The organism is Thalassotalea coralli (genome assembly GCF_055786205.1).
Genome location: NZ_JBVVBK010000004.1, coordinates 58,680 through 84,107, shown reverse-complemented (window position 1 = coordinate 84,107; position 25,428 = coordinate 58,680). Strand labels below are relative to the sequence as shown.

Annotated in this window: 24 protein-coding genes; 6 read left to right on the top strand and 18 right to left on the bottom strand. The window is 40.3% G+C overall.

Going from position 1 to position 25,428, the window contains the following annotated elements; all coding sequences use genetic code 11:
* Positions 1 to 5 precede the first annotated feature (5 nt).
* From mshL to ACOB80_RS11400, 5 genes are read right to left on the bottom strand one after another with little or no spacing between them, the layout of a single operon-like run.
* Positions 6 to 1,685, bottom strand: a complete 1,680-nt coding sequence (gene mshL, locus ACOB80_RS11420; RefSeq protein ID WP_473165962.1) for a pilus (MSHA type) biogenesis protein MshL — start codon at positions 1,683 to 1,685, stop codon at positions 6 to 8.
* The gene (locus ACOB80_RS11415; protein ID WP_473165961.1) at positions 1,682 to 2,023 is read right to left on the bottom strand and encodes a hypothetical protein; all 342 of its coding nucleotides are present in this window, start codon (positions 2,021 to 2,023) and stop codon (positions 1,682 to 1,684) included. Before ACOB80_RS11415 ends, mshL begins: the two co-directional genes overlap by 4 nt.
* Positions 2,016 to 2,711, bottom strand: coding sequence for a type II secretion system protein M (locus ACOB80_RS11410; RefSeq protein ID WP_473165960.1), 696 nt, complete (start codon positions 2,709 to 2,711; stop codon positions 2,016 to 2,018). Before ACOB80_RS11410 ends, ACOB80_RS11415 begins: the two co-directional genes overlap by 8 nt.
* On the bottom strand, positions 2,711 to 3,313 hold the full coding sequence (locus ACOB80_RS11405) for a PilN domain-containing protein (protein ID WP_473165959.1): 603 nt from the start codon (positions 3,311 to 3,313) through the stop codon (positions 2,711 to 2,713). The genes ACOB80_RS11410 and ACOB80_RS11405 overlap by 1 nt, the downstream gene beginning before the upstream one ends.
* Positions 3,310 to 4,218: a hypothetical protein gene (locus tag ACOB80_RS11400; protein ID WP_473165958.1), complete on the bottom strand. Its 909-nt coding sequence runs from the start codon at positions 4,216 to 4,218 to the stop codon at positions 3,310 to 3,312. Before ACOB80_RS11400 ends, ACOB80_RS11405 begins: the two co-directional genes overlap by 4 nt.
* 148 nt (positions 4,219 to 4,366) lie before the next feature.
* Here ACOB80_RS11400 and ACOB80_RS11395 point away from each other — a divergent pair, with 148 nt between their 5' ends.
* Positions 4,367 to 5,296, top strand: a complete 930-nt coding sequence (locus ACOB80_RS11395) for a 1-aminocyclopropane-1-carboxylate deaminase/D-cysteine desulfhydrase (protein ID WP_473165957.1) — start codon at positions 4,367 to 4,369, stop codon at positions 5,294 to 5,296.
* On the opposite strand, the gene ACOB80_RS11390 is transcribed toward ACOB80_RS11395, so the two are convergent.
* From ACOB80_RS11390 to ACOB80_RS11350, 9 genes are all read right to left on the bottom strand, one after another.
* A complete protein-coding gene (locus tag ACOB80_RS11390) occupies positions 5,274 to 6,896 on the bottom strand; it encodes an EAL domain-containing protein (protein WP_473165956.1) in 1,623 nt (540 codons plus the stop codon). The genes ACOB80_RS11395 and ACOB80_RS11390 overlap by 23 nt on opposite strands.
* Positions 6,897 to 7,030: 134 nt before the next feature.
* Positions 7,031 to 7,483 carry a 50S ribosomal protein L9 gene (gene rplI / locus ACOB80_RS11385; RefSeq protein ID WP_473165955.1) on the bottom strand — a complete coding sequence of 151 codons (453 nt, stop codon included), beginning with the start codon at positions 7,481 to 7,483 and terminating at the stop codon, positions 7,031 to 7,033.
* A 17-nt stretch (positions 7,484 to 7,500) separates the two neighbouring features.
* Positions 7,501 to 7,728, bottom strand: coding sequence for a 30S ribosomal protein S18 (gene rpsR / locus ACOB80_RS11380; RefSeq protein ID WP_473165954.1), 228 nt, complete (start codon positions 7,726 to 7,728; stop codon positions 7,501 to 7,503).
* Positions 7,729 to 7,737: 9 nt separating this feature from the next.
* Positions 7,738 to 8,043 carry a primosomal replication protein N gene (gene priB / locus ACOB80_RS11375; protein ID WP_473165953.1) on the bottom strand — a complete coding sequence of 102 codons (306 nt, stop codon included), beginning with the start codon at positions 8,041 to 8,043 and terminating at the stop codon, positions 7,738 to 7,740.
* A gap of 7 nt (positions 8,044 to 8,050) precedes the next feature.
* A complete protein-coding gene (gene rpsF, locus ACOB80_RS11370) occupies positions 8,051 to 8,452 on the bottom strand; it encodes a 30S ribosomal protein S6 (RefSeq protein ID WP_473165952.1) in 402 nt (133 codons plus the stop codon).
* A 168-nt stretch (positions 8,453 to 8,620) separates the two neighbouring features.
* A complete protein-coding gene (locus ACOB80_RS11365) occupies positions 8,621 to 9,742 on the bottom strand; it encodes an ABC transporter substrate-binding protein (protein ID WP_473165951.1) in 1,122 nt (373 codons plus the stop codon).
* A gap of 113 nt (positions 9,743 to 9,855) precedes the next feature.
* Positions 9,856 to 10,617, bottom strand: coding sequence for a 23S rRNA (guanosine(2251)-2'-O)-methyltransferase RlmB (gene rlmB, locus ACOB80_RS11360; RefSeq protein WP_473165950.1), 762 nt, complete (start codon positions 10,615 to 10,617; stop codon positions 9,856 to 9,858).
* A gap of 11 nt (positions 10,618 to 10,628) precedes the next feature.
* Positions 10,629 to 13,004 (bottom strand): ribonuclease R, encoded by a 2,376-nt coding sequence (gene rnr, locus ACOB80_RS11355; protein ID WP_473166287.1) that lies wholly within the window; start codon positions 13,002 to 13,004, stop codon positions 10,629 to 10,631.
* A 101-nt stretch (positions 13,005 to 13,105) separates the two neighbouring features.
* Positions 13,106 to 13,735 (bottom strand): tetratricopeptide repeat protein, encoded by a 630-nt coding sequence (locus ACOB80_RS11350; RefSeq protein ID WP_473165949.1) that lies wholly within the window; start codon positions 13,733 to 13,735, stop codon positions 13,106 to 13,108.
* Between the two features lie 246 nt (positions 13,736 to 13,981).
* Between ACOB80_RS11350 and ACOB80_RS11345 the strand changes: the two genes are divergently transcribed.
* A complete protein-coding gene (locus tag ACOB80_RS11345; protein WP_473165948.1) occupies positions 13,982 to 15,139 on the top strand; it encodes an HD-GYP domain-containing protein in 1,158 nt (385 codons plus the stop codon).
* A gap of 33 nt (positions 15,140 to 15,172) precedes the next feature.
* On the opposite strand, the gene ACOB80_RS11340 is transcribed toward ACOB80_RS11345, so the two are convergent.
* From ACOB80_RS11340 to ACOB80_RS11325, 4 genes are all read right to left on the bottom strand, one after another.
* Entirely contained in the window at positions 15,173 to 18,313 is a 3,141-nt protein-coding gene (locus tag ACOB80_RS11340) for an efflux RND transporter permease subunit (RefSeq protein ID WP_473165947.1), read from the bottom strand.
* A gap of 14 nt (positions 18,314 to 18,327) precedes the next feature.
* On the bottom strand, positions 18,328 to 19,404 hold the full coding sequence (locus ACOB80_RS11335) for an efflux RND transporter periplasmic adaptor subunit (RefSeq protein ID WP_473165946.1): 1,077 nt from the start codon (positions 19,402 to 19,404) through the stop codon (positions 18,328 to 18,330).
* Between the two features lie 284 nt (positions 19,405 to 19,688).
* A complete protein-coding gene (erpA, locus tag ACOB80_RS11330) occupies positions 19,689 to 20,030 on the bottom strand; it encodes an iron-sulfur cluster insertion protein ErpA (RefSeq protein ID WP_473165945.1) in 342 nt (113 codons plus the stop codon).
* A gap of 54 nt (positions 20,031 to 20,084) precedes the next feature.
* Positions 20,085 to 20,840 carry a DUF6776 family protein gene (locus ACOB80_RS11325; RefSeq protein ID WP_473165944.1) on the bottom strand — a complete coding sequence of 252 codons (756 nt, stop codon included), beginning with the start codon at positions 20,838 to 20,840 and terminating at the stop codon, positions 20,085 to 20,087.
* A gap of 53 nt (positions 20,841 to 20,893) precedes the next feature.
* On the opposite strand from ACOB80_RS11325, the gene ACOB80_RS11320 reads away from it, so the two are divergent.
* The 4 genes from ACOB80_RS11320 (at position 20,894) to hemL (ending at position 25,406) form a co-directional block, all read left to right on the top strand.
* On the top strand, positions 20,894 to 22,579 hold the full coding sequence (locus tag ACOB80_RS11320) for a chloride channel protein (RefSeq protein ID WP_473165943.1): 1,686 nt from the start codon (positions 20,894 to 20,896) through the stop codon (positions 22,577 to 22,579).
* Positions 22,576 to 23,007, top strand: coding sequence for a CopD family protein (locus tag ACOB80_RS11315; RefSeq protein WP_473165942.1), 432 nt, complete (start codon positions 22,576 to 22,578; stop codon positions 23,005 to 23,007). Before ACOB80_RS11320 ends, ACOB80_RS11315 begins: the two co-directional genes overlap by 4 nt.
* 90 nt (positions 23,008 to 23,097) lie before the next feature.
* Entirely contained in the window at positions 23,098 to 24,111 is a 1,014-nt protein-coding gene (locus ACOB80_RS11310; RefSeq protein WP_473165941.1) for an aspartate carbamoyltransferase, read from the top strand.
* 14 nt (positions 24,112 to 24,125) lie between these two features.
* Positions 24,126 to 25,406, top strand: a complete 1,281-nt coding sequence (gene hemL / locus ACOB80_RS11305) for a glutamate-1-semialdehyde 2,1-aminomutase (protein WP_473165940.1) — start codon at positions 24,126 to 24,128, stop codon at positions 25,404 to 25,406.
* The last annotated feature ends 22 nt before the right edge of the window (positions 25,407 to 25,428 follow it).

Below are 25,428 nucleotides of genomic sequence, written 5' to 3'. Positions count from 1 at the left end.
ACCTACTATTCAGAACTGTCGAGTTGTTCGTTTGGAAACCATTGCTTAAGCAGTTTACGTGCGTCTTTCAGCTGGTTCTTCCATGTATCTTGCCCAATAACCACAGGTTTAAGCATAATGATCAGCTCTTTCTTTTGCATGGTTTGGCTCTTACTTTTAAACAACTCACCCATTAGAGGAATGTCGCCAAGTAACGGTGTTTTAGACTCTAAATCAACACTGCGGGTTTCGATTAGACCACCAATTACGACGATTTCTCCGGAATTTGCCCGAATAATAGTGTCAGATTCACGTACGCTACTTTGTGCCAAAGGCAACGCGAAATCATCGTCGCCTAACGTAATAACCTTAACCTGTTCGTTCGTCACCGTAACTGAAGGGTGTATATGTAAAATAACTTCGCCATTTTCATTTATCTGAGGAGTTACATCTAGCGCTATACCCGAGAAAAATGGTGTTAATTCAACTTCTGGCGTCGTTGTTGTCGCTGTACCTGTTGTGGTCGTGCTTGAGACTTCTGTAACAAAATACTCATCATCACCTACTTTGATAACAGCTTTCTGGTTGTTCGTTGCCGTAATTCGAGGACTTGACAGAACTTGTACATTACCTTGTGTTTGTAATAACTCAATCACACCTGAAAAATCTTGGTTACTAAAACTGATAGCTGTTGTACCGCCAATAGTCGACGCAATAGCGTTACCTGCAAGTTGCCCTGTCGTAGAAAAACCGATATCTGTGCTACCAATATGACCTAGCACTTGATCCCACTTCACGCCCTGTTGGTAGTCGTCATTCAAGGTAACTTCCATTATTTTTGCTTCAATAATGACCTGACGGCGCAAGTGGCTTTGCGTATCATTGATGAATTTTTTAACCGCCGCGATTTCATTTGGTAAAGCACGTACTGTCACTAAACCAGCTTGTGGAGAAACGATAACCGAGCGACCTTCTTCTTGACCAACCAGTGTTACTAACGTCTCTTTTAGCTCTTTCCAAAAGTCAGATTCATTCTCGGTATAAATATTAATACCGCTATTCATACTCTGATTGTTCTGACCGTTCTGGTTATTACTGTTGTTATTTCGTGAATTACTATTTCGACCGTTATTATTATTGTTTCCGTTACCATTATTAGGATCATTTTCTGAAACACCGCCAGAATTTATTGAAGTACTCGACGCACCAAATCGTTTAACAAACAAATAGTTAAGCGGGATGGTTTCGGTGCGAATCCCTGCAGGATAAACCTGAATAATTCGACCTTGGTGTTTAATATCAAATCCATAAAGTTGTTCAATAACATCAATTGCTTCAGGTAAAGTGACATCTTTTAAGTTTAAGGTAATGCTACCGGCAACTTCAGGGTGAACAGCCACACTATATGGAGAGTCTTCTACTAGGGCAGCAAAAAAAGCCTGCGCATTTACTTGGCTTGCCGCAATATCTAATCGTTTTTCAGATAGCAATCCTGCTCTAGCTTGCTGAATTTCACCTTGCATCAGCTCTTGCTGCACGCTAGAAGGTAAATTCTTTAAAGGTGCGGGTGCTGCAACTTTTTCTGCACTCGCGATGGCGTCGTCTAGTTCCTGCGCCATTTCAGTCGGTGGCTGAGGTACACTTTGGCAACTCGCTAGACCAACTAGCATCAAAAGGGAAAATATTCTTAACGATGGCTGCTTCATAATTGCGTATCTTTTGTTGTTGCTTTTATTACTTGGTTGCGAAATAAAGACAGAGTTAGCGTATCTTCTGGAGACGTTAATGTCACCAGTTTATCCTTAATGTTCTGCACTTTATACTGATTAATTTGGTCACCAACTTTGAGTATTTGACCGTTAATAACGACACGGACTTCATTGTTAGCTTGTATGACAGACTCGAGTGTTAATTCACCGACTTGCCTAACTGACTCTGCACCAGATTGAGCATGCAGGTTTAAAGGCTTGGTTGGATCAGTGGTCTGAGCGAATACTATCGCTGACGAAAATAACGAGACGATGAAAATGCACTTATTAAACACCGATAAACCCTCTTTTCGTACTCAAACTATATAATCGAATGACTAAAGTCCCTTTAGGGTACTCAGTTAATTGATAGTCAAATTCTTGCCAAAAAAACTTCCACTTTAAAGACTCTAGCGCTTTCAAGTAGTCTTGCAAGGCAAAGTAACTCCCTGACAAAGTAAGCGTTAGTTCATGACGATAAAGAGTTAAATCTTCTTCTTTCTCACTGTTTTGTTCAGCGTTACTATCCATATCGCTGTCTTGTTTATCTGCGCCTAAGATCACGCTCTTTGCAGGCGATATTTCGAAGGATAACAATGACACTCGATTATCTGAGCGGAGTAGCTCTTGTAACGCCATTCGCATCTGAATCGGAGAAATTAACTCAGTGGTTAATTCGAGAAGTTTACCGTCAACTTGCTTTAACTGTTGTTCTATTTTTTCTAGCTGCAAATTTAAACGCTTATTCGGATCTTTAGACAAACCGTCATTTAAGATGTTGATCATAGATTCAGTCGACTTAATCGTCGTCTGCGATGTACGAATACTTTTTTCATACGAGTTAATTTTTTGTAGCAATGGGTCAATTGCCAAAGAAAAACTAACAAATATAATTGCTACTAACCCTGTTGCGGTAATAAGTATTTGCTCGCGAGAAGATAACGCCTGAAATTTTTGTTGATACTCTTGCCAACGATTTGCCATTATTTCGTCTCCTCACTATCAACCTGTGAGCTTACGGTAAATTCAGTAATGCCTTGTTCATTTTCTCGTAAGGCGAAGTGGGCAAAATGATGGCCAGATAAAAATGTAGTATGTTCAAATGCCGTAAGCCAAGTAGGCACAGAATCTGGCGCCCTAGCAACTCCAGCCAAATAAATCGAATCATCCGCAAGCTTGACTTGTTGAATACTAATATCGCGATGGTGACGCTCAGAAAGTTCCGTCATTGCCTGAGAAAAACCTTTTGCATGAGTCGAAGATGAGTTGGTCAGTAACTGATTAAGTGTATTCTTGTGCTTTAGCACCAATTCAGCATTTTTAAGTTTTTCAACGAGCGCAGCATCCGCTTTGTGGTTACCAAGCGCTGTTTCTAAAGTATTCTTTTGATCTTCTAATTGTGCTTCTTTTTCTGATAATTGATTAGCTAACTCACTCAATTCACTGTGCTTGTTATCAGACCAAACAAACCAAACCACCATTAATAAAGCAGACACACCCCACAATTGCACCGTGTTTTCGAAAGACCAACGAGGCTTTTTAGGCAGTAAATCATCTTGTAAAAGGTTTAATGTATATTTACTCATTGTGTCAGCTCCATTTGACTCGCGAGTCTAGTCGCTCCAATGCAAGCTGCGAATTCCCTATGCTGTTCATACCCTTCAGGCATAGTAAATAAATTGACGGGGATATGAGTATTTTCAGCTAATTTTCGAGCAATAAAAGCCTCACTTTCAATAGGAAGTAAAACGTCAATCGATTTAATGGGTGCTTGCTTTAGTTGTCTTTCGTAATAGTCTGTAGAACGCTGAATTTCCAAGCTTAGGCTATCTAATGTGCCAAAAGCTAATTCTTCCTGTGTTTTACTGCCAATTTGAGCCATACCCCGCAATCGACGCTGAAAGTAAATCATGCCCTGCTTAACAATTAAAATGAGTATTTCCTCATTTGGCTGCTGGCAAAGAAGCAACTTAGCGTCTTCACTCACGGGCGGTAACGCAGCAAACGCAAACTCTTCAGCCGTAATAGACTTCAAAGATAACTCTTGTTCTGCTAAGGAGCTAACCCATGCGCTCAAATTATCTTTGGCAGTGCACACTACATTTATCTTATCTTCGCCGGCAATTTGAATAGGTAAATCGACATAATCGACAACCATATTCTCTGGTGCATAGGATACGAGATCTTTAATTTGCCAAGGGAGGGCGCTTACAATTTCATCGTCAGCTAATTTAGGTTTATCGATTTGAACAATTTGTTGCTGTTTACCGGATAATATCAAATGCGTTTGACCAGCAAACTCGTCGCGTTCTGCTAGTGATTCAAATGCTTTGTCTACATTATTGCCAGATAACTCTTTATCAAAGCATGTTGCAACCATAGCTTTATTTGTATAGCAACATTGCACAACTTTTTGCTGCAAGCTAATAGCTAAGATGCCCTCAGGCTCTTTTGAAGAAAACAGCTTTTTAACGCGATTAATTAAAGACATTGGTCCGTTTTATTATATGATACTGCACCTTGCTCTATAGATTCATTATCCCTGATTGGTCGTGATCCGCAAGTTTTTTAGCTAAAATTCAAGGCCTAACCTAAATTGAGCCTAATTAACACTCGCTAATTTAACGAAAGATATTTAAATGACAGATTATTTTACTGGCTCTCCGCTTCATAAACTCAGCCATCCTATATTCGACAAAGCTAATATTTCTGTCTCTGTAAAGCGTGACGATCTTATTCACCCTATTATCTCTGGCAACAAATGGCGAAAGCTAAAACAAGCATTGCAGCAAGTTAACAACAAAAAATTCAAAGGTATCTTAAGTTTTGGTGGCGCTTATTCAAACCATATTCATGCACTAGCTTATGCAGGCAAGCTCCATCAATTTAAAACCATGGGCATAATTCGTGGGGAAGAAAGATACCAAAACAATGCGACCTTAAGTGAAGTTCAACAGTGGGGAATGCAGCTTCAATTCGTTGATAGAGAAACGTATAAGCAAAGAGCTGAACCGGCCTTTTTAAAAGAGTTACAAGAAAAGTACCCTGATTACCTTCTTCTTCCTGAAGGTGGAAGCGCTTCTTCGGCATTGCAAGGTGTTGGCGACGTAATCAATGAACTCGATAAACAAACGACTTATGACTATTTAATTACACCTGTAGGTAGCGGTGGCACCATAGCAGGTTTGATTAAGGCAGACCAAAATAAACACAACATTATTGGTATTAGCGTCTTAAAAAATGCACATTACTTAGAGCAAGAGATTAAAGGCTTAATTGAGAAAGGAACCCCCCTTCTTACCCAATGGCAGTTGCTACACAATTTTCACTGTGGCGGATACGGCAAGTTTTCTGAAGATGATATCAAGGCAATGCTTTCTTTTAGGCAATACACGCACCTTCCCATTGAGCCAGTTTATTCAGGAAAAATGATGCTTGCCGTTTTACAACTGGCCGAGCAAATGTACTTTAAACCAGGAACACATGTTGTTTTGCTGCATACTGGTGGTCTTCAAGGGTTAAGAGGTATGGTTGAGCGAGGAAAGCTTAAGGCAAGTGAATGGCTTTAGCCATTTGTGATACAGGCTCGGTAAAAAAGTGCCCTTGCCCGCCACTAATGCCTAATCTTAGTAAGGTTCGCCATTCTAAAGAAGTTTCTACACCTAACGCATACATAGTCACTTCTTGTTGCTCACAAATTGCAGACAGGCTTTGCACAAATACCTGATTCTCAGGTTTTTTATCTATATTTCCAACAATACTCGAATGTAACTTCAAATAGCTTATTTGGCAAAGTTTCAGGTATTCTGCACTTTCAACATATTGACCAACCTTATCGACAAGTAACCTAAATTTCATGGCAATAAGCCGATCGAGAATAGGGCGCAATGCTTCTAGGTGATTAACGAGGTGGTATTCAGAAATTTCTACGATTATTTGCGAACACACTTGCTCATATTGTGCTGCAAGCTCTTCTAAGCCTTCCATAAAAGCATCGGATAACAGAGAATCTATAGACAAATTTAGACTACAATCATCCCTGAGTGGCTGGTCGTAAGTAAGTAGGCGGCAAACTTGTTCGACAATGAGTAAGTCGACTTGAGACGCCATACCACATTTAATCGCCATTGGTAAAAAGACCCTGGCATTAATTAAACCGCCATCCCTATCTCTGACTTTAGCTAATACCTCATGATGTATTGGTGCTGCGTTGTGATTTGAAATGACGGGTTGAAAAAACAAAACAAAGGCATTTCTTTGAATGGCTTTTTCTAAAAAGGTACGCCATTGCAAAGAGCCTTTAGCACTAATATGCTCAACTTCACCAGGCTCATACATGAACCACTGAGAAGGTCCTTGTAATTGGGCAGAACGTAACGCCATATCGGCTTCTGACTTTATTTGATAACTATTTTCAGCTTGAGAGAAATAGCTCACCCCAATATGAACAAAGGCTTCTTTATTTACGCCTACAGGTAAAGATAAAGCTGATAAAGATCGAATGAGTCTTTGTGCCAACTTTTCAGCTTCGAGCACAAAAACATTGGGTAGAATTATGGCTAATTCATAGGCGCGTCGTCTTGCAATATGAGCACCTTGGTATTTCATGACTTGTCGCTTGATGGTGTTAACCACCTGCTCTAGCAACACTTTTGCTTGCGAAGCGCCATATAAAGATAAGATAAGTTCAGCTTCATTAAAGTGAATGAAATACACGGCCCCTTGCACATCTTCCTCTTTTAACAATGCCTCTAATCGGTTATTAAAAAACTCTCGATTCCCTAGGCCAGTATCCTTGTCTAATAACGCTTGGCTCCTAAGACGTTGGTCAAAGTTATTAACAACAAAATCATTTTGCTGAGCGGTTCTCATTAGCTTGCGAATGAGATCTCCTATAACCCCTACTCTAGGTGGTCGAGTTTTCTGTTGAAGATCTGAATAACAATACGCCCAATTTTCTAACTGAATAAATTGCCTTAGCTTCGGAAATAAATAGAAATAATTTATGGCTGCTAATGCAGCTGAAAGAAGCGCTGTAATTGCTGCACACCATAAAATAATAAGGTAGCTATTATTAAATGCCCAATACATTCCTGCACTGGCAATTAAGGCAATAACGCCACAAAACACATTTGCTGCAACAAATAAATTTTGCAATGACCGTGTCATAATATTGATTAAAAGTATTGTTATGTCTTAGCAAGTGTAGTCAAAGAAATGAAAACAACACGGGATTGGAAAAATTTTGACACAAAAAAAGCACTATGCCGAAGCGCTAGTGCTTTTTTAAGTAAAATAGTTAATTATGCTTCAGCGATAACAACTAATTTTACTTCAGTGTCTACATCTGTGTGTAAGTGAATTGCGATAGCGAATTCACCAGTTTCACGGATGCTACCTAAAGGTAAACGTACTTCAGCTTTTGCTACTTCAACACCAGCTTCAGTGATCGCATCAGCGATGTCACGAGTACCAATAGAACCGAATAACTTACCTTCGTCACCAGCTTTTGCAGCGATAGTTACTTCAGCAAGCTCTGCTAATTTAGCAGCACGAGCTTCAGCAGCAGCTAAGTTTTCAGCTAATTGCTTTTCTAATTCTGCGCGACGTGCTTCGAAATGCTCAACATTTGCTTTTGAAGCGAAAACTGCTTTACCTTGTGGTAATAAGTAGTTACGTGCATAACCAGATTTTACTGTAACCTTGTCACCAAGGCCGCCTAATTTGGCGATTTTGTCTAGAAGGATAACTTCCATCTTAATGCCCCTTTAGGTTACTTGTGTAAATCAGTATACGGTAATAATGCTAAGTAACGAGCACGCTTGATCGCACGACCAAGTTGACGTTGATATTTAGCGCTAGTACCAGTGATACGGCTAGGAACGATTTTACCACTTTCAGTGATATAGTTTTTTAACGTAGCGATATCTTTGTAATCAATTTCGCTAACGCCTTCCGCTGAAAAGCGGCAGAACTTACGACGTCTAAAAAAACGAGACATGGATTTCTCCTAAATAATCATTTCAATTCGCTGGGCATGCAGTACCAGAAGTGGATTACCATTTCTGGCTTCGTGACGATGAATAAATCCCGTCACCTCTACGTTACTGCCCGCAATTAATTCATGCGTTATGTGTGATAAATCACCTGTTGCCATCACTTGCATTCGAACATACGCTTGGCGATTTAAGCCAGCTTCCTGTTGAACAGATTTATGTTCGATAGAAAACTGACAATGCTCGATGCCTGCGGGGCTTGTTGAAAAGCTTGGTTGTTTAACCACCTCTCCAGCAATAACAAGGCAATTAGTAATCACAGATCACTTATTCTTCGCTAGCTGCTTCTTCTGTTGTTTCAACAGCAGCAGGTGCTTCAGCAACCTCTTTCTTAGCTTCACGGCGGTCATCTTTAGCAGCAGCCATAGGTGATGCTTCAGTTACCGCGTTTTTAGTACGCATGATCATGTTACGAATAACAACGTCGTTATAACGGAAAGAAGTTTCTAGTTCATCAATAACTGACTGAGGCGCTTCAACGTTCATAAGAACGTAGTGTGCTTTATGTAGTTTATTGATTGGGTATGCTAATTGGCGACGACCCCAGTCTTCTAGACGGTGGATTTGGCCTTCAGCACCACTGATTAAATCAGTGTAACGCTGGATCATACCAGGTACTTGTTCACTCTGATCAGGGTGAACCATAAATACGATTTCGTAATGACGCATTACGAGCTCCTTACGGTTGTAGCCTCTTATCTGGCTCAGCCAAACACCAGTATTGAGGCAAGGAACAAAAATGTTCAGGCTGATTTAAGGCCGCGTATTGTATGGAATATCTACATTAAAGGCAAGTCATTTTAGCGAGCAGTTCAAATATCAAGCAGAATGACAAAGTTATTGGTGTATAAAGATATTTAAATACACTTTATTTAAGCCTTGATGATTAGATTCACTAAAGGATACCAATTGTCCATCAAACTTAAATGTCGCGTTTTGTATTTGTTTAATAAAGCACTGTTTGTCCAGTTGGGGTTGACACTTGAGTGCTGCTACCGAAAACAAGTGAGCATTCAAATAACCTTCTAATTGAATAGGATCAGTTTTAGAATGACCAAGTGCCTTCATGTCTGAAACAAACAGCTTGCACAAAGGGTCTTCACACTCTGCGGGGTCAGGCATTACCTCCGTGACTAATACCTTAGCGCTGCGTGTGAGCTTAGGGAATAAATCATAACTAGAAACAAAAGAAACTGAGCTAAAAATAGGTGAAAAGCCTTGTTCAATTGAAGAGTTTATTAAATGTGCAAAAGGCGCGTAGGTTCCGACAAATGCGATGGCGTCAACGTTAGCTTTTTTCAACAAGCTCAATGCCAATTCAATATCTTGCGTATTTCTGCGGTAACGTGTCGTCACGGTAGGAGAAATACCAAGAGCTGCCATTTCTTTTAGGTAGCCTGCCTCAACGGTTTTGCCAAACTCGTCAGCCTGTACTAATAGCCCTATGCGCTTTGCTCCATGTTGCAATAAATATTTTAACTGAGCTTTCACTTCTTGCCTGTAGCTCGCCCGTAAATTAAAAATATTGCTTGAAACAGGGGTTCTTAGAAATTCAGCTCCAGTAAAAGGTGTTAAAAAAGGTAAATTAGATTGTGTGACAATTTCAAACGCAGCGAAGCTCGTTGGCGTACCTACATAATTAAAAAAGCCAAAAAGCTCACCTTTCTCAAGAAAGTTTTTTGTATTCTTTAACGTTTTATAGGGTTCATAACCATCGTCCAAATGTGACATGTAAACAGGTTGGCCATTGATACCGCCACTTTTATTCAGACGATGAAAGTAAGCACTTGCACCTTGATTTAACCGTATTCCTAACTTTGAAGCAGGGCCTGAGGTCGCATTTGATACAGCGAGGACAATTGGTGGACCTTGCTGCTTTTCTATTGAGTTCACGCTGCTACTTTCAGCATCCGCATGAACTTGTCTTGCAAAGCCAAAACAAAGAAAGATTAACACCACGAATAAGAATCCGCGGCGTAACTTTATAACTGATTTGATGGGGGTACTTACTAACAAAAGAGACTTCTTTACAACTTAACTTCTCGTTTAACTATGTTAAGCATAGTGCTAATTTAGCTAATTGCACGCCTTTGTCTGACAATTTCGAATAAACAAATACCTGAAGCGACAGAAACGTTCAAACTAGAAACTGAACCCGCCATAGGCAATTTCACTAATTGATCACAGGTTTCTTTCGTGAGGCGGCGCATTCCTTTTCCTTCTGCTCCCATCACTAATGCCATTGGCCCTGACAGTGATACGTCATAAATGTTATCGTCAGTTTCACCAGCAGTTCCGATCACCCAAACCCCTAAATTCTGTAGTTGTTTAAGCGTTCGAGATAAATTAGTCACTTGAACCAAAGGCACAGTATCAGCAGCACCCACAGCAACTTTTCGAACAGTCGGGGTAATGCGAGCTGCATTGTCTTTGGGAACGATTATCGCTTGAACACCTGCGGCATCAGCATTCCTTAAACAAGCGCCTAAGTTATGTGGATCTGTAACGCCATCTAACACTAATAAGAAGGGGTGCTCCCCCTTGCTTTCAGCCTGCGATAAAATGTCTTCTAAATCATTCTCACTATACGTTTTACCCGGTGTTACTTTAGCAACAATACCCTGATGTTGTTCACCTTTAGTTTTTTCATCAAGTACTTTACGGTTAACTAAGTGACTGGCGATTTTATACTTGCGTATTTGATTAATGATTGGCACTAAACGCTCATCTTCGCGCCCTTTCAGTAAATATATTTCTATAAACCTTTCAGGCGATCGCTTTAGTAGCGATTTTACTGCATGAATTCCGAAGACTAGCTCTTCATTTTTTGCCATGTCTAAATACCTTATTTCTTATTACGCTTACGAGCGTTCTTTCCAGGGCGCTTTGCTTTATGCTTCTTTGCCCCTTTTTTTGTCGTTTTGTTTTTTTTCGCCGTTTGAGGCGATGAATTCTTTCTCAACGATTTTTTAACCGCTTTAGTCGATTGCTGCTTTCTTTCCCCTTTTATAGCTTTTGCCTTTTTCACAATGGGGTTGTCTTGATCTAAGACAAGGTCAATTTTCTTCTCTTCCAAATTGACGGCAGCGACTTTAACCGTTAATACATCACCGACTCGAAAACTGTTACCTGTTTTCTCTCCGCTCAAACTCATGCGAATATCATCGAAGTGATAATAATCTCTGCCTAGAGAGGTTATGTGGATCAGCCCTTCAATGTGCAACTCTTGTAAGCGAACAAATAAACCAAAGTTTGTTACAGTGGAAATAACCCCAGTAAAAGAGTCTCCAACATGATCTTGCATGTATTCACACTTTAACCAGTCGGCGACATCTCTTGTTGCATCGTCGGCTCTGCGCTCTGTCATAGAGCAATGTTCGCCAAACACCATCACCTGTTCTTCACTGTAATTTACATTGCCAATGTTGGCGTCACTTTCTTGTTGTGATTGCAAAATACTTTTAATGACACGGTGAATAACCAAATCGGGGTAGCGCCTGATCGGTGAGGTAAAATGACTATAAGACTCTAACGCTAAACCAAAATGACCAATATTGTCACTTTGATATACCGCTTGCTTCATTGACCGAAGCAGCATGGTTTGAATCAATTCCTGATCTGGACGTTCCGCTACTAGCTTTAAAATATTGCTGTAATCGTGTGGCTCAGGTTGTTCTGTAAGAGGCATTGAAATACCAAGCTCACCAAGGTACTTCACAAAGTTAACGTATTTCTCTTCACCTGGTTTATCATGAACACGAAACAGGCCAGGCTTTGCATGCTTTTCGACAAATTTTGCAGTAGCCACGTTTGCCAAAATCATGCACTCTTCGATCATTTTGTGGGCGTCATTACGCACCAAAGAGACTATTGATTCGATTTTTCGATCTTGATTGAACAAGAAGCGTGACTCTTCCGTTTCAAAAGCAATCGCCCCGCGCTTCTCTCTCGCAGCATTAAGAGTAGTATATAAACGGTGTAGTTCTTCTAACTCAGGAACACGTGCTTGATATTCTTCGCGAAGCACTTCGTCACCATCAAGAATTGCAGCAACTTTAGTGTAAGTAAAACGAGCATGAGAGTTAATCACAGCAGGATAAAACTTGCTGCCAGATAACTTGCCGCGATCACTTATAGTCATCTCACAAACCATTGCCAACCTATCGACATTTGGATTGAGAGAACAAAGGCCATTTGATAGTTTTTCTGGCAACATAGGAATAACTTGGCTCGGGAAATAAACTGAATTTCCGCGCGCTAATGCTTCTTCATCTAAAGCGCTTCCTGGCCTTACATAATAACTAACATCAGCTATTGCCACCCAGAGACGCCAGCCGCCTGATTTTTTTCGCTCACAATAGACTGCGTCATCGAAGTCTCTTGCATCTTCACCATCAATAGTAACTAACGGCAGATTGCGTAAATCTACACGACTTTGTTTGGCACTATCTTCGACTTCATCAGCGATTTTATCTGCTTCTTCTTCGACTGCTGGTGACCATTGATGAGGTAAGTCGTGCTCTCGAAGTGCAATTTCTATTTCCATGCCAGGCGCCATATGGTCACCCAATACTTCAATAACCTTGCCCACCGCGTTACTTCGTTTACTTGGTCTTTGTACTATGTCCACCATGACCATTTGACCATGACGTGCACCAAGACGCATTTTAGGGTCGATTAATATATCTTGTTTAATTCGTGCATCTTCTGGTACGACGAATAAAATATTATGCTCAACAAAGAATCGACCTACCATGCCGTGTTTTCTTGGCTGAATCACATCAAGAATTTTTACTTCTTGTCGGCCTTTTCTATCGGTGCGATCAACGACAATTGCTTCGACAACATCGCCATGAAAAACACGCTGCATTTCGTGAGAGGAAATATACAGATCTTTACCTTGTACGCCATCTTTTTTGTCAGGCTGGAAAAAGCCGTAACCATCACGGTGACCAATCACTGTCCCCGTTAATACATTGCTTTTAGGTGGTACTGCGTATTGCTTGAATTTGTTAAATATAAGCTGACCATCGTTTTCCATTGCTCTCAGCCGACGCTTTAGACCAATAAGTTGCGATTCCTTCTGATATTTTAATGATTTAGCAATAGCTTTAAAGGTTTGCGGCATGGCCGCCTTTTCGATAAGCGTCAGTAAAAGCTCCCTACTAGCAATAGGGTTCTCATACTTTTCAGCTTCGCGTTTTAAATGTGGATCTTTGATAAGGTAATAGTCTTAAGTTGATATTTTTATCTATTATATCGTAGATACCTTAGACAAGGTCAATGTTAGAACAAATCTTTCACGATTTATTCAAATAAACCTTAATATTTGTTTTGTTTTGCCGCTTCAACAACGCGGGTTGGCATTTTTTGTTCGAGGCTTCTTAAGATATTACCGATTTTCTTATGCACTTTTTTGTCGTCGGTAACAGAGTGATGAAGTTGAGCATACAACTCTGGGTAATCGAGCGGGCTGCCTTCGCCGTTACTGTATATTTCTCCTAGGCGAATTTGTGCCTTCAAGTTATTGAGTGCTGCCGCTTCGCGGAGGAATATTATTGCCTGTCTTAGGTCTGGCTGCATGAATTTACCTATATGGTAATAACGTCCTAGCTGTTCTAAGGCTTCAGGCAAACCTTGATCTGCAGCTTCGTTCATATAGTGAAGCCCAAGTTCGACATTTTTCTTTACGCAAACACCGTACGCTAACATGTCTCCCCAAAGAAACTGAAATGACGGTTTATTTGAAATGGTTGCTCTAGCTTCAATGTCTTGCACCAATTGACATTCATCGACTACGACTTGAGAAAGGTGCTTGTTCTCTTTAATCAGATCAAGCAAAACATCGTCAGTATAAACCTGAACAGCTTTCAAAGCGGCTGAATGGGCCATAAACGGCGTTAATGTTACGATTAACATCATTAACGATAGCTTTAATATTACTGACTTCATTTTTCTAAATACTCACAACCTTCTTATTTGCTTTATCGGCAACAGGTACCAAAACTAAAGCTGTTTAATAAACCAGCCACCAAAGACGAAACTTTGACTTAGCTCTAAATACCTAGCAATTTTGACACCATAATTATTTATAGTATGACAAATCGTAAATACGGTTGCATAAAACTTCATTAGCGCTTATAAAAACTATAGAGGTAACAAATGTGTTACAGACTTTAGTCAACGAGCAAGAGCTGTATGTTAAAAGAAGTGTCAATAGGAGAGTTAGTGATAGGAGATTTTGTTGTAGACATTGTCGAACAACAAGGTGACTACAGCTTAACAAAATCGGACAACATAAAAAGCCAACTTGTTATAGACAACTTAAAAGCTAAAGGCGTTGTTTCAGTTTTAATTGATACAAGTAAAGCGAAAAAACCACTCTCTGAGCGTCGTAAGCAAAAAGCCAATACTGTCATTGTTGACGTTCAAAAAGCCAAAGCGATTTTTGACAAATCTAAAGACATTCAAGCTAAAGTTTTCCAAGACGCTCTAGACGGTAAAGCCCTAGAAGTTGAGCCTGTCGCAGAAATTACCGATAAGGCCATAGATGAAGTATTCAAAAACCCTGATGCACTCGCTTGCGTTATTAACATTCGAAACAAAGACGAATATTTACTCGAACATTCAGTCTCTGTATCTGTATTAATAACCATATTTGCCAAATACTTAAAAATAGATCGCAACATCACCCATGAACTTGCTATCGGTGCATTTCTGCATGATGTCGGCAAAATTATGATCAGCGATGACATACTGCACAAACCAGGTAAATTAACGTCAAAAGAATTTGAAGTGATGAAAACTCACGTCAACCATTCTATAAATATTATTGAGCAAACACCTGGTGTTCCAGCACTTAGCTTGGAGGTAGCTCGATTACATCACGAGAAATTAGACGGTACGGGTTATCCGTTTAATGTGAAAGGTGACGATATTTCCATGTATGGTCGCATGATTGCAATCTGTGATATTTTCGATGCGTTATCTGCAAACCGCTGTTACAAACAGGGATATAGCCACATAAAAGCTTTCTCGATTTTGCGATCGTTGGCCGACAACAATCACTTAGATTCTCGTTTAGTTAATTTGTTTATTAAGTGCATGGGAGTTTACCCTGTAGGTTCGCTAGTCGAACTTAACTCAAACAAAATAGCAATTGTTGAACAACGAAACCAAGACGACCCCACCAACCCTAAAGTTCGCTCGTTTTACAATAAGAAGCACGGTAGATACATCATGACGGAAGATGTAGATTTAGCGAAAGAAGAAGATTTCATTGTCAAGGGTGTTAGAGCAGACGACTATGACCTAGACATGAACAAAATCGTCGAGTTTTTATTGATGGAAGGTTAGCCCTCCCATCAATACATGTATTATTTAGCTTAATTAAGCTGCCGATCGAATTTTCTTAAACTTATTCACCAAAGAAGATTTTTCTGCCGGTAATCGATTGTTTCTATTTCTATCTCTTAAAACGATTAAGCAAGGCGTTAGCAAAAGGGTTAACACTGTTGCGAAGGCTAAGCCTCCTGCGACAACTGTTGCTAACTGAGTCCACCACTGAGTAGATGGTGCACCAAACACTGCTGTACGATTAAAGAAATCAAGGTTGACCTGCAACACCATAGGCATCAGACCTAAAATAGTGGTGACTGTTGTTAGTAACACCGGTCTTAGTCGTTGAGCGCCGGTCGTTAATACCGCATCAATCACGTTCAACCCTTGTTTTCTCAAAACGTTATAGGTATCGATCAACACGATATTGTTATTAACGACAATACCTGCAAGCGAAATTACACCTATCCCTCCCATAACAATACCGAATGGCTTTTGCGCAATAAACAACGCTAGAAACACGCCGATAGTAGAGAAGACTACCGCACTTAATATTAAAAATGCTTGATAAAAACTATTAAACTGAGTCACAAGAATAATGGCCATCACAAACAAGGCAACGCCAAATGCATTTACTAAAAACTCTTCAGACTCTTGCTGATCTTCATTTTGCCCTTTAATGGCAATTTCAACTCTAGGATCTATCCCTAAACTAACAAACTGTTCTTTTAATTTAGGTAGTTCTGTCGCTAATTGGGCACCAGTCACCAAGTTTGCCTGAATAGTAACAACGCGCTTGCCATCTGTACGGCGAATAGTGTCAACTTTTGGAACAGCTTTACGCTCAACAAAACTACTAACAGGCACAAGCCCGGCATTGGTTTTTATGCGTAAGCTATCTAGCCGGCCAATATTTCGCTTTTCTTCAGGAAATCTAACGCGAATATCAAGCTCATCATCGACATCATCAGGTCGATACTCCCCAAGTTTTAAGCCATTGGTCACCATTTGTACGGTAGATCCAACAAGTGCTGCATCGGCTCCATATGTTGCCGCTTTCGCTCTATCGATATTAAGCTGCCATTCGATACCAGGTTTAGGGGCAGAATCTTCAATATCGGTAAATTTACCAGTTTGAATAAGTGCTGTTCGTAATGTACGCACAGAATCATCTAACATCTCAGGAAATCGAGAGCTCAGTTCGATAATAAGATCTTTACCACTTTGTGGCCCGTCTTCATTTTTTCTAACTTCTAGTTCGACGCCAGCCAAATCACTTGTTTTTTGGTTGATATCGGCAATGATTTCATCGGCCTTTCGTCTAAATTGCCAATTCATAAAATTGACTTGAAATGATCCGACAATATCGTTCCCACCAGTTAGCGTATAGAGAGACTTAATCTCTTCCATACCTAATACTCGCGTCTCGATATCTTTCATAATACTGTCTTTTTCTCGAACAGAAAGATCGCCATGAGAACGGACAACAATTGTCGCGCTATTTGGCTCAACATCTGGAAAAAATACGACTCCTAGGCCTGAAGCCCCATATAGCCAAATAACAAAAGCTGAGATACCAATGGTGGCCATTAATACTTTCCAAGGATTAGCCACCGCTTTTTTTAATATGGCAATGTAGCGCCCCGTCACCCCTGTTAACGCATCTAAGTTACCTTGCTCAGCTTCTTTTACTTGCTGCTGTTCTTTTTCAGACATATAACGGGCTTTACCAAATAAGCTTCCGAGTGTTGGCACAAACACTAACGCCATTGCTAAAGAGGCAGTCAATACCGCAATTAACGTGATAGGTAAATATTTCATGAATTCACCCATCATACCTGGCCAAAACATCAGTGGTGCGAAAGCTGCAAGAGTTGTGGCTGTTGATGCTATGATCGGCCATGCCATGCGTCTAGCAGCCAAACCGTATGCTTGTAGTTTGGGCTTGCCTTCACTCATTTCCCTATCTGCAAACTCAGTTACCACAATCGCGCCATCAACTAACATGCCAACCGCCATGATTAAACCAAATAGCACGACAATGTTGACGGTCAACCCTGATATAGCCAACACAAGAATGCCTGTTAAAAACGCACCAGGAATTGCTAAGCCAACAAGCAATGCCGTTCTGCTTCCTAGTGTGGCAATAATAACAATGACGACTAACAATACTGCAGACAACACATTATTTTGTAGGTCACTCAAGGTGTCTTTCACATCTACTGACTGATCGCCAACGTAGTCAACAACCACTTGGTTAGGCCAGCGTAATCTATCTTTCTCAATTAACGCTTTCACTTTCTCAACGGTATATATAATGTTCTCACCAGAGCGCTTTTTTACCTCAAGTGAAATAGACCTTTCACCATTTAATCGGGCAAAAGTTGTTGGATCTTTATAAGCACGTCGAACAATAGATACATCTTGAAAGGTGATCACTTTATCACCATCTGCTTTTATCGGTAGTTCAAGTAAATCTTGTACCGTTTCAAAAACGGAAGGTACTTTGATAGCAAATCGCCCTTTACCTGTGTCCATTGTCCCTGCTGGCACGAGTCTATTATTGCGCTCTACTAAGTTATAAATATCATTTTGATCAAGTCCGTAGCTTTCCATTAATAGAGGGTCGACAATAATTTCCACCATGTCTTCTCTATCACCGCCGATATCAACTTCTAAAACTTCTGTTAACGCTTCAATTTTATCTTTTAGATCACGCGCGAGTGTTAGAAGTCCTCTTTCCGTCACAGGTCCTGAAAGAATAACAGTTACCGCAGGCACTTGATTCGCCATGGTAACTTCGTGAACTTCGGGCTCTTCCGATTCTGACGGTAGTTTCGCTTTAGCTAGCGTCACCTTATCGCGTACGTCGGCTAATGCTTCTTTAGGATCTAAACCAGCAAGAAATTCAAGTGTTACCGAAGCATGGCCTTCACCGGCATTAGAGGTCATCTCTTTGATACCAGCAATAGATTTAAGCTCCTTTTCCATCGGTCTGACTAGCATTCGCTCGGCATCTTCAGGCGAGATACCGTCATGTACCATAGAAACATAAATCATTGGTATGGTGATATCTGGGTTAGATTCTTTGGCAATATTCGAATAAGTAACCGCGCCTGCAATTAATAGCAGCACAAATACCATTAAAACTGAGCGTGTTCTAGAAAGAGCAGCGTCGATAATTGTTAACATAGCTTATCCCTCTCTTAATTTACCGGATCAACTTGATCTCCGGCGCGCACAAAACCTTGCCCAAGAATTATCACATCAGCTTTAGCGCCTAGCCCCGTTAACCAAAGACCATCACTTTCACTTTTAATCAGGTTTATAGGAGTGAAAACCACCAGATTATTTTCAACCGTTTTAACACCAATGTTTCCTTGTTCATCGAGCGCAAGTAATGCCGGTGAAATTTTAATGGCATCAACCTCTTTTAAGCCGATGTTAATTTCGCTGCTGATACCCGCGACCAATTGATGGCGACTGTTGTCTAGTTGTACTTCAATCTTGAATGTATTGGTCGCGTCATCTGCTACACTCGAAATATAACGTATAGTTCCGCTAATGGTTCCTTTATCTAGTAATTTGACCGAAGCCTCCTGCCCAACCGACAAGCTGCCCACTTGATTTTCTGTCGCAAATGCCCTGACGATTAAAGGGTTTAGATCAGCAATAAGCGCAATATCATCTCCAGCTTGAACAAAGTCTCCCTGCTCAACATAACGTGTATTCAATACCCCAGAAAATGGTGCTTTGATCACGGTATTACTAATAGCTATCTCTAGGCGCTTTATTTCTGCTTTTATAGCGGCTAAATTTGCTTTGCTTTGACTTAACTGCACTTCACCTTGATAGCCACTAGCATTCAATTTTTTCGCACCTTTGTATTCAATTTCACGCTGAACAAGTAAAGCTTTACTTTTCGTTAACTGAGCATCTAAATCGTTGATGGCTAGTTGTGCAATGACCTGACCTTTTTCAACAAAAGCGCCACGCCTAGCAAGAACATTTTCAACTTGTCCTGAAATTTCGGCCTTCAATGTCGTGACTCGATGAGGCTCAGTACGCCCATATAGCTCGATGGTGTTTTGAACTTTAGTCGCTGATAAAGTTTTAATTTTTACTTGAGGGATAACCTCTTTCTTATCTGTTTGCAGATCTGGATTTGTCGGAGTCTTAGTAACGCCACTAGCCATCCAAAAAAAGAGAATGAGAGAAATAAAGAGCGCAATAACATAAGGCTTTTGAGACAGCCAACGGGAAAAAGATACTAGCTTATTCATTGTTCGTCCTAACTAACTTTGCTTACTCAGAGTGAGTAATCTCTATCCTTGTGAAGAGAAGAGCAAATTCGAAGTTTTTTACATCAAATTAGAGCTTATGCCATTTGCGACAAAAAAACACCCTTGTTTACAAATTTCAACATTTTCCTATATAAATATAACGCATTTCTAGAGCCTCATTTGGTCTAAAAAAGGCTTTTGTGGAGACTTAGACTCCAAACATTACTAGCTAAAACCAAAAAAGGCTGCGCAAGGCAGCCTTTTGAAAAACTTGTAACATTTAACTAGATAGAGAAGGAAGAACCGCAACCACAAGTTGTTGTTGCATTAGGGTTATTAACCAAGAATCTGCTTCCTTCTAGTCCTTCGATGTAGTCTACTTCACCATCGACAAGGTACTGTAAGCTCATTGGGTCAACAACCATGGTTACCCCTTGCTTTTCGATCGTCATATCACCGTCATTTACCTTTTCATCAAAAGTAAAACCATACTGAAAGCCAGAACAACCACCACCAGTTACATAAACGCGTAACTTCAAGTTAGGATTTTCTTCTTCAGTAATTAACGCATGAACTTTATTAGCGGCAGCGTCGGTAAACTTAATTGGGACTTCTGGGTTTGACATAACTCTTTCATTCTGACGAAAACAACGGCACTAATTATCTTAAACTTGACTAATTTAATCAAGTATTAGCGAAGAGGTTTGGGTAACATTTTCGATAACGTCTTGCCAGCGATAAGATTTATCTACCCGTTGAAAGGTTTGCCATTTACTTTTTGGCAATACGGCGGCTAACGCTATTTTTTCTGGCTCAAAACCATCAGGAAGCGTTACTTCACCTTCTATAATTTGAAAGTATTGAAAGTTAAAGCTTAGATCTTCTTTACTTAACTCCGAAACACGCAATAAATTGAGTTTTTTAGGTTTAAGTTCCTGACTACCTATGAACTCTACAACGATATGACCTTTAGCGTAGCGTTTTTTGACTTTTTGTTGCACTAATACCACTTGAAATCGATAGTGGTTTGCACTTGCTGTTGGGGTGATCGCAAAATTATCAACGACTAAGCCATCAGCTTGTTTCTCGGGAGCCATGACTTTTTCATAAAAGCCTAGTTGTGTTTTAACTTGGTAATGCTGTTCTTCTATGTCTTTCAGCATTTTTTGCGATTCTTGGTTCGCTAAGCGTTCAACTTCTAGCTCCACCTCAAGAGTGTGAATACGTCTTAACTGCTCTTCATTTTGTTGATACAGATAAGAAAGTCGTTGTTGTTGCTGTTTTAAGCTTTGTTGCTGATAACCATGAAAAAAATTACCTATTCTATAACCACAGAACAAACATACCGCTATTAAAAGCAATAATAACAGGGCTGAACGAAAGCTCCCTAATCGCTCAACTAATGCTTGTAAATTTATTTTTGCTAACCAACTCATAGGAAAAGTATTATGATAACTACAAAATAACAATATTAATCACTAAGTTGAGCATGAGCCGTTTACTCATTTTAAAAAAGCACTTAGCACAACCTAAAACGTCTTGGCAGCTTTGTTTACTCGCTGCAACAGGTGGCTTTGCTTCTGCCCTACTGGTGATCCTCTTTATCCTTACAATTAAAGGACTCAGCTATTTTTATCTTCATTATATTGCTGAGTATATCAATTCTGACAGTTTTAGTCGTTTATTAATACCTCTTTTTGGTGTTTCAATTATTTTGCTGCTCGGAAAAATTACGGGTTACCAATACTTAAGAACCGGCATTCCCTTTGTTTTAAACCGCTTAAAAGTCGCTTATGGCGTGATCCCATTTCGCAATACCTTTAACCAATTTTTTGGCAGCGCATCTGCTATCGCCAGTGGCTTTTCCGTAGGGCGCGAGGGCCCAGCCGTGCATTTAGGCGCGGCGTGCAGCAGTTATTTAGGAAATAAACTTGGCTTACCCTATAACGCAGTTCGCACCTTATGTGCCTGTGGTATAGCAGCAGGAATATCAGCTAGCTTTAATACGCCTGTTGCAGCGGTAATTTTCGTGATGGAAGTTATATTGCGTGAATATAAAGTTTATATATTTATTCCTATTATGATTGCAGCGCTGATTGGCTCAATGATGACACAAGCGGTATTTGGTCCTGCTCATGATTATGAATTCTTCAATACCATTTCCTTAGATATTGAACATTTTCCGCTACTTATCGTCTTAGGTTTAATCTTAGGGATGATGTCTTCTAGCTTCAATTTATCATTGACCAAACTCGTTGGTTTCTCACAACTATATTCACTGCCTAAAAGGTTATTAATAGCAGCGTTAATTACCGGTATCATTGGTTTTTTTCTTCCCGAGGCGGTGAGTTTAGACTTCAAATTTGATCAAGAAAATAGCCTAAATATGTCCCCCGCTATTTTTATATTTTGTTTACTGGTTGCCAAATTAGTGATGACCACAACGGCCCTAGGGTTAGGTGTACCGGGCGGCGTGGTTGGCCCTATTTTGTTTATTGGTGCGCTATCTGGCGTGGCAACCGCCCATTTAATAGCCTTGTATGTCCCTGGGCAGCAGTTTACAACAGACTATGCGTTAATGGGGATGGCAGGCTTTATGGCCGCAACGCTAAATGCGCCATTAGCCGCGCTATTAGCTGTAGTTGAGCTATCAAATCAAATCGAAATCATACTTCCGGCTATGTTAGTTATTTCTACGGCATGTGTTGCATCGGGGCAGTTTTTAAAGAACCGTAGTGTGTTTATTATGCAATTAGAAGTTCAAAAACTATTGTACCGTCAACCGCCCATTGAAAAATCGTTGCAGCGCATCGGTGTGCTAGGCGTAATGCAAGATAACTTTAAGATCGTGCATACGACAAAGTTTGACGCTTTAAAGCCCCTTTACGAAGAACAAGACGGCAAGTTAGTCATCATTTCTAAAGTCCCCGAAAAACAGGCAAGTTTTAACTGGCACTCTCCAGTTTTTGATGGTCACGGAAACTTAGCGCATTTTGAAAAGCACGTACTTTTGCCTATGAGTAGCCGAGCAACATTGTCCGAAGCTTATAATGCTTTGATAGATGCGCGACAAGGTGGGATTTACGTGTATGAAAATACACCAGATAATATTTTAGGCATTGTGACTTTTTCACAACTTAGAAACTATTTACTTGAAGGAAAAACACATTCATGACAATTCTTTGGTTAAAAGCCCTACATGTCAGTTTTATAGTCGCATGGTTTGCCGGTATTTTTTACTTACCGAGACTATTCGTTAACCACGCAGAAACAGACAGTAAAGATGTTAGCGAGCGTCTAAAAGGCATGGAAAAGCGATTACTGTATTTTGTTACCCCATTTGCCTTACTTACCATAGCACTGGGTATATCGTTAATCTTCCAGTATGGCTATGAATGGTTTGCTACGTCCATTTGGCTACACATAAAGGTTACCTTAGTTATTATTCTAGTTTTTTATCACCTGTATTGCTTTAAATTGGTCGCTGATTTTAGAGACGATAAAAACAAAAAGTCAGCAAAGTTTTACCGAATTTTTAATGAAGTACCTGTTCTAATTTTATTTGCTTGCGTCATCTTGGCTTACGTTAAACCGCAATTTTAATTTAAACCATTTTATGCTATATTTCCGCGGATTTTATTCCCCTATTTTTAACCGAAATTTGCGGTTAAATAAGATGAATTAGGAAAAGCCATGATGACCTTCGAGGGTAGCCATATCCTGTCAGTTTCACAGTTTGATCGTGAAGCTATTTCAAAAATTCTTTCAGTTTCAGCTCAAATGGCGCCATATGCCATGCGCCAAAAGCGTTGTCACGTATTAGATGGTGCGATTTTAAACAATCTATTCTTTGAGCCTAGTACCAGAACCCGTGTTAGCTTTGGTACTGCGTTTAACTTATTAGGTGGCTTTGTAAGAGAAACGGTTGGTGAAGAGAATTCTTCTCTTAGTAAAGGCGAGTCATTATTTGACACCGCAAGAGTGATTAGCGGCTATTCCGATGTTATTGCAATGCGTCACCCTAAAATGCACTCTGTTAGTGAATTTTCATTAGGTAGTAACGTGCCTGTGATTAATGGCGGTGACGGCGCCAATGAGCATCCGACACAAGCGCTATTAGACCTATTTACCATAGAGTCTGAAATGAGGCCTCATGGCAAATCTCTAGACGGTATCAATATCGCGTTAATGGGTGATCTTAAACACGGTAGAACCGTACACTCTTTGTCTAAGTTATTAAGTTTATACAAAGACGTAAAGATCACCATGATTGCGCCAGACGCACTGCAAATGCCTGATAATGTGATTAGCATTCTTGACAATGCAGGACACCAAATTACTTTAACAGACAAAGTAGAAGGTAACCTTGCTTGTGACGTTATTTACCAAACACGTATCCAGCAAGAACGTTTTCCAAGTGTTGAAGAAGCCAATAAATACCGTGGCCACTTCAGCCTAAATCATGAAACTTACCGTCAATACTGTCAAAAGCACACGGTAATCATGCATCCGTTACCAAGGGATTCTAGACCAGAAGCAAATGAACTAGATACCGATTTAAACGAATTAGATAACTTGGCTATATTCCGACAAGCTCAAAATGGTGTACTAGTAAGAATGGCGCTATTTGCCCTGACGTTAGGCGTAGAAGACAAACTTACACAATATGAACGCCCAGTGACTTGGTACACCCCTAAAAAAATGTGATAGACGAGAAGCAAATGAACCAATCGCAACAATTATTTGATCAAGCAAAAGAAGTTATTCCAGGCGGTGTGAACTCACCTGTACGTGCTTTTAACGGCGTAGGCGGAACACCGCGTTTTATAGAAAAAGCGAATGGCGCTTATATCTATGATGCTAACGGCAAAGAATATATCGATTACGTAGGCTCTTGGGGGCCGATGATTCTTGGTCACAACAATAAAGCTATTCTTGATGCCGTTATTGAAACCGCTCAGAAAGGCTTAAGTTTTGGTGCGCCAACAGAACTTGAAATTACCATGGCTAATAAAGTGCGTGAAATTGTACCGTCAATGGAAAAACTACGTATGGTAAGTTCAGGTACAGAAGCGACGATGAGTGCAATTCGTCTAGCACGCGGTTACACAGGTAGAGATAAAATTTTAAAGTTTGAAGGCTGTTATCACGGTCATGCTGACTCTTTACTTGTAAAGGCTGGCTCTGGCGCGTTAACGATGGGCGTTCCAAATTCTCCAGGCATTCCAGAAGACTTTGCCAAACACACGTTAACAGTTAGCTTTAATGATATCGAGCAAGTGAAGCAAGTGTTCAGTGAAGTTGGCGATCAAATTGCTTGTATTATTGTAGAACCTGTTGCCGGCAATATGAACTGCATCCCACCAGTTCCAGGCTTCTTGGAAGGACTTCGCCAAGTGTGTGACCAATATAAGTCTGTACTTATTTTTGATGAAGTAATGACAGGCTTTCGTGTCTCTTTAGGTGGAGCACAAGCTCACTACAACATTGAACCAGACTTAACCACGCTAGGTAAAGTTATTGGTGGTGGTATGCCAGTAGGCGCCTTTGGTGGTAAAAAAGAAATAATGGACTTTATCGCGCCAGTAGGGCCGGTCTATCAAGCAGGAACATTATCTGGTAACCCAATTGCTATGGCAGCAGGTTTAGCAGCGCTTAACGAGCTTTCAAATGGTGAACATTATGAAAAACTAGTAGCTGCTACAGAGAAAATTGCTAAAGGCTTTAAAGCGGCCGCAGATAAGCACAATATCCCATTAACTATTAATTATGTGGGTGCTATGTTTGGTTTCTTTTTTACCTCTGACGAGAAAGTAACGACTTACAAACAAGCGACCGAGTGTGACGCTGAGCGTTTTAAGAAGTTTTATCACCTAATGTTAGATGAAGGCGTATATCTTGCACCTTCAGCTTTCGAAGCAAGCTTTTTGTCGACGGCACATTCAGAACAAGATATTGAGAATACATTAGCAGCAGCAGACCGCTGTTTTGCTCAGTTATAAGATATCAACAGCAGCCTCATTT

Coding starts and splice junctions, on each gene's coding strand:
- rpsF (WP_473165952.1), bottom strand. CDS start 8,452: ATGCGTCATTACGAAATCGTATTTATGGTTCACCCTGATCAGAGTGAA.
- ACOB80_RS11320 (WP_473165943.1), top strand. CDS start 20,894: ATGAGCCGTTTACTCATTTTAAAAAAGCACTTAGCACAACCTAAAACG.
- rlmB (WP_473165950.1), bottom strand. CDS start 10,617: ATGGCAAAAAATGAAGAGCTAGTCTTCGGAATTCATGCAGTAAAATCG.
- ACOB80_RS11390 (WP_473165956.1), bottom strand. CDS start 6,896: ATGACACGGTCATTGCAAAATTTATTTGTTGCAGCAAATGTGTTTTGT.
- rplI (WP_473165955.1), bottom strand. CDS start 7,483: ATGGAAGTTATCCTTCTAGACAAAATCGCCAAATTAGGCGGCCTTGGT.
- ACOB80_RS11335 (WP_473165946.1), bottom strand. CDS start 19,404: ATGAATAAGCTAGTATCTTTTTCCCGTTGGCTGTCTCAAAAGCCTTAT.
- ACOB80_RS11315 (WP_473165942.1), top strand. CDS start 22,576: ATGACAATTCTTTGGTTAAAAGCCCTACATGTCAGTTTTATAGTCGCA.
- ACOB80_RS11400 (WP_473165958.1), bottom strand. CDS start 4,218: ATGTCTTTAATTAATCGCGTTAAAAAGCTGTTTTCTTCAAAAGAGCCT.
- ACOB80_RS11350 (WP_473165949.1), bottom strand. CDS start 13,735: ATGAAGTCAGTAATATTAAAGCTATCGTTAATGATGTTAATCGTAACA.
- ACOB80_RS11395 (WP_473165957.1), top strand. CDS start 4,367: ATGACAGATTATTTTACTGGCTCTCCGCTTCATAAACTCAGCCATCCT.
- ACOB80_RS11405 (WP_473165959.1), bottom strand. CDS start 3,313: ATGAGTAAATATACATTAAACCTTTTACAAGATGATTTACTGCCTAAA.
- ACOB80_RS11310 (WP_473165941.1), top strand. CDS start 23,098: ATGATGACCTTCGAGGGTAGCCATATCCTGTCAGTTTCACAGTTTGAT.
- erpA (WP_473165945.1), bottom strand. CDS start 20,030: ATGTCAAACCCAGAAGTCCCAATTAAGTTTACCGACGCTGCCGCTAAT.
- ACOB80_RS11410 (WP_473165960.1), bottom strand. CDS start 2,711: ATGGCAAATCGTTGGCAAGAGTATCAACAAAAATTTCAGGCGTTATCT.
- hemL (WP_473165940.1), top strand. CDS start 24,126: ATGAACCAATCGCAACAATTATTTGATCAAGCAAAAGAAGTTATTCCA.
- mshL (WP_473165962.1), bottom strand. CDS start 1,685: ATGAAGCAGCCATCGTTAAGAATATTTTCCCTTTTGATGCTAGTTGGT.
- rpsR (WP_473165954.1), bottom strand. CDS start 7,728: ATGTCTCGTTTTTTTAGACGTCGTAAGTTCTGCCGCTTTTCAGCGGAA.
- ACOB80_RS11345 (WP_473165948.1), top strand. CDS start 13,982: ATGTTAAAAGAAGTGTCAATAGGAGAGTTAGTGATAGGAGATTTTGTT.
- ACOB80_RS11340 (WP_473165947.1), bottom strand. CDS start 18,313: ATGTTAACAATTATCGACGCTGCTCTTTCTAGAACACGCTCAGTTTTA.
- ACOB80_RS11325 (WP_473165944.1), bottom strand. CDS start 20,840: ATGAGTTGGTTAGCAAAAATAAATTTACAAGCATTAGTTGAGCGATTA.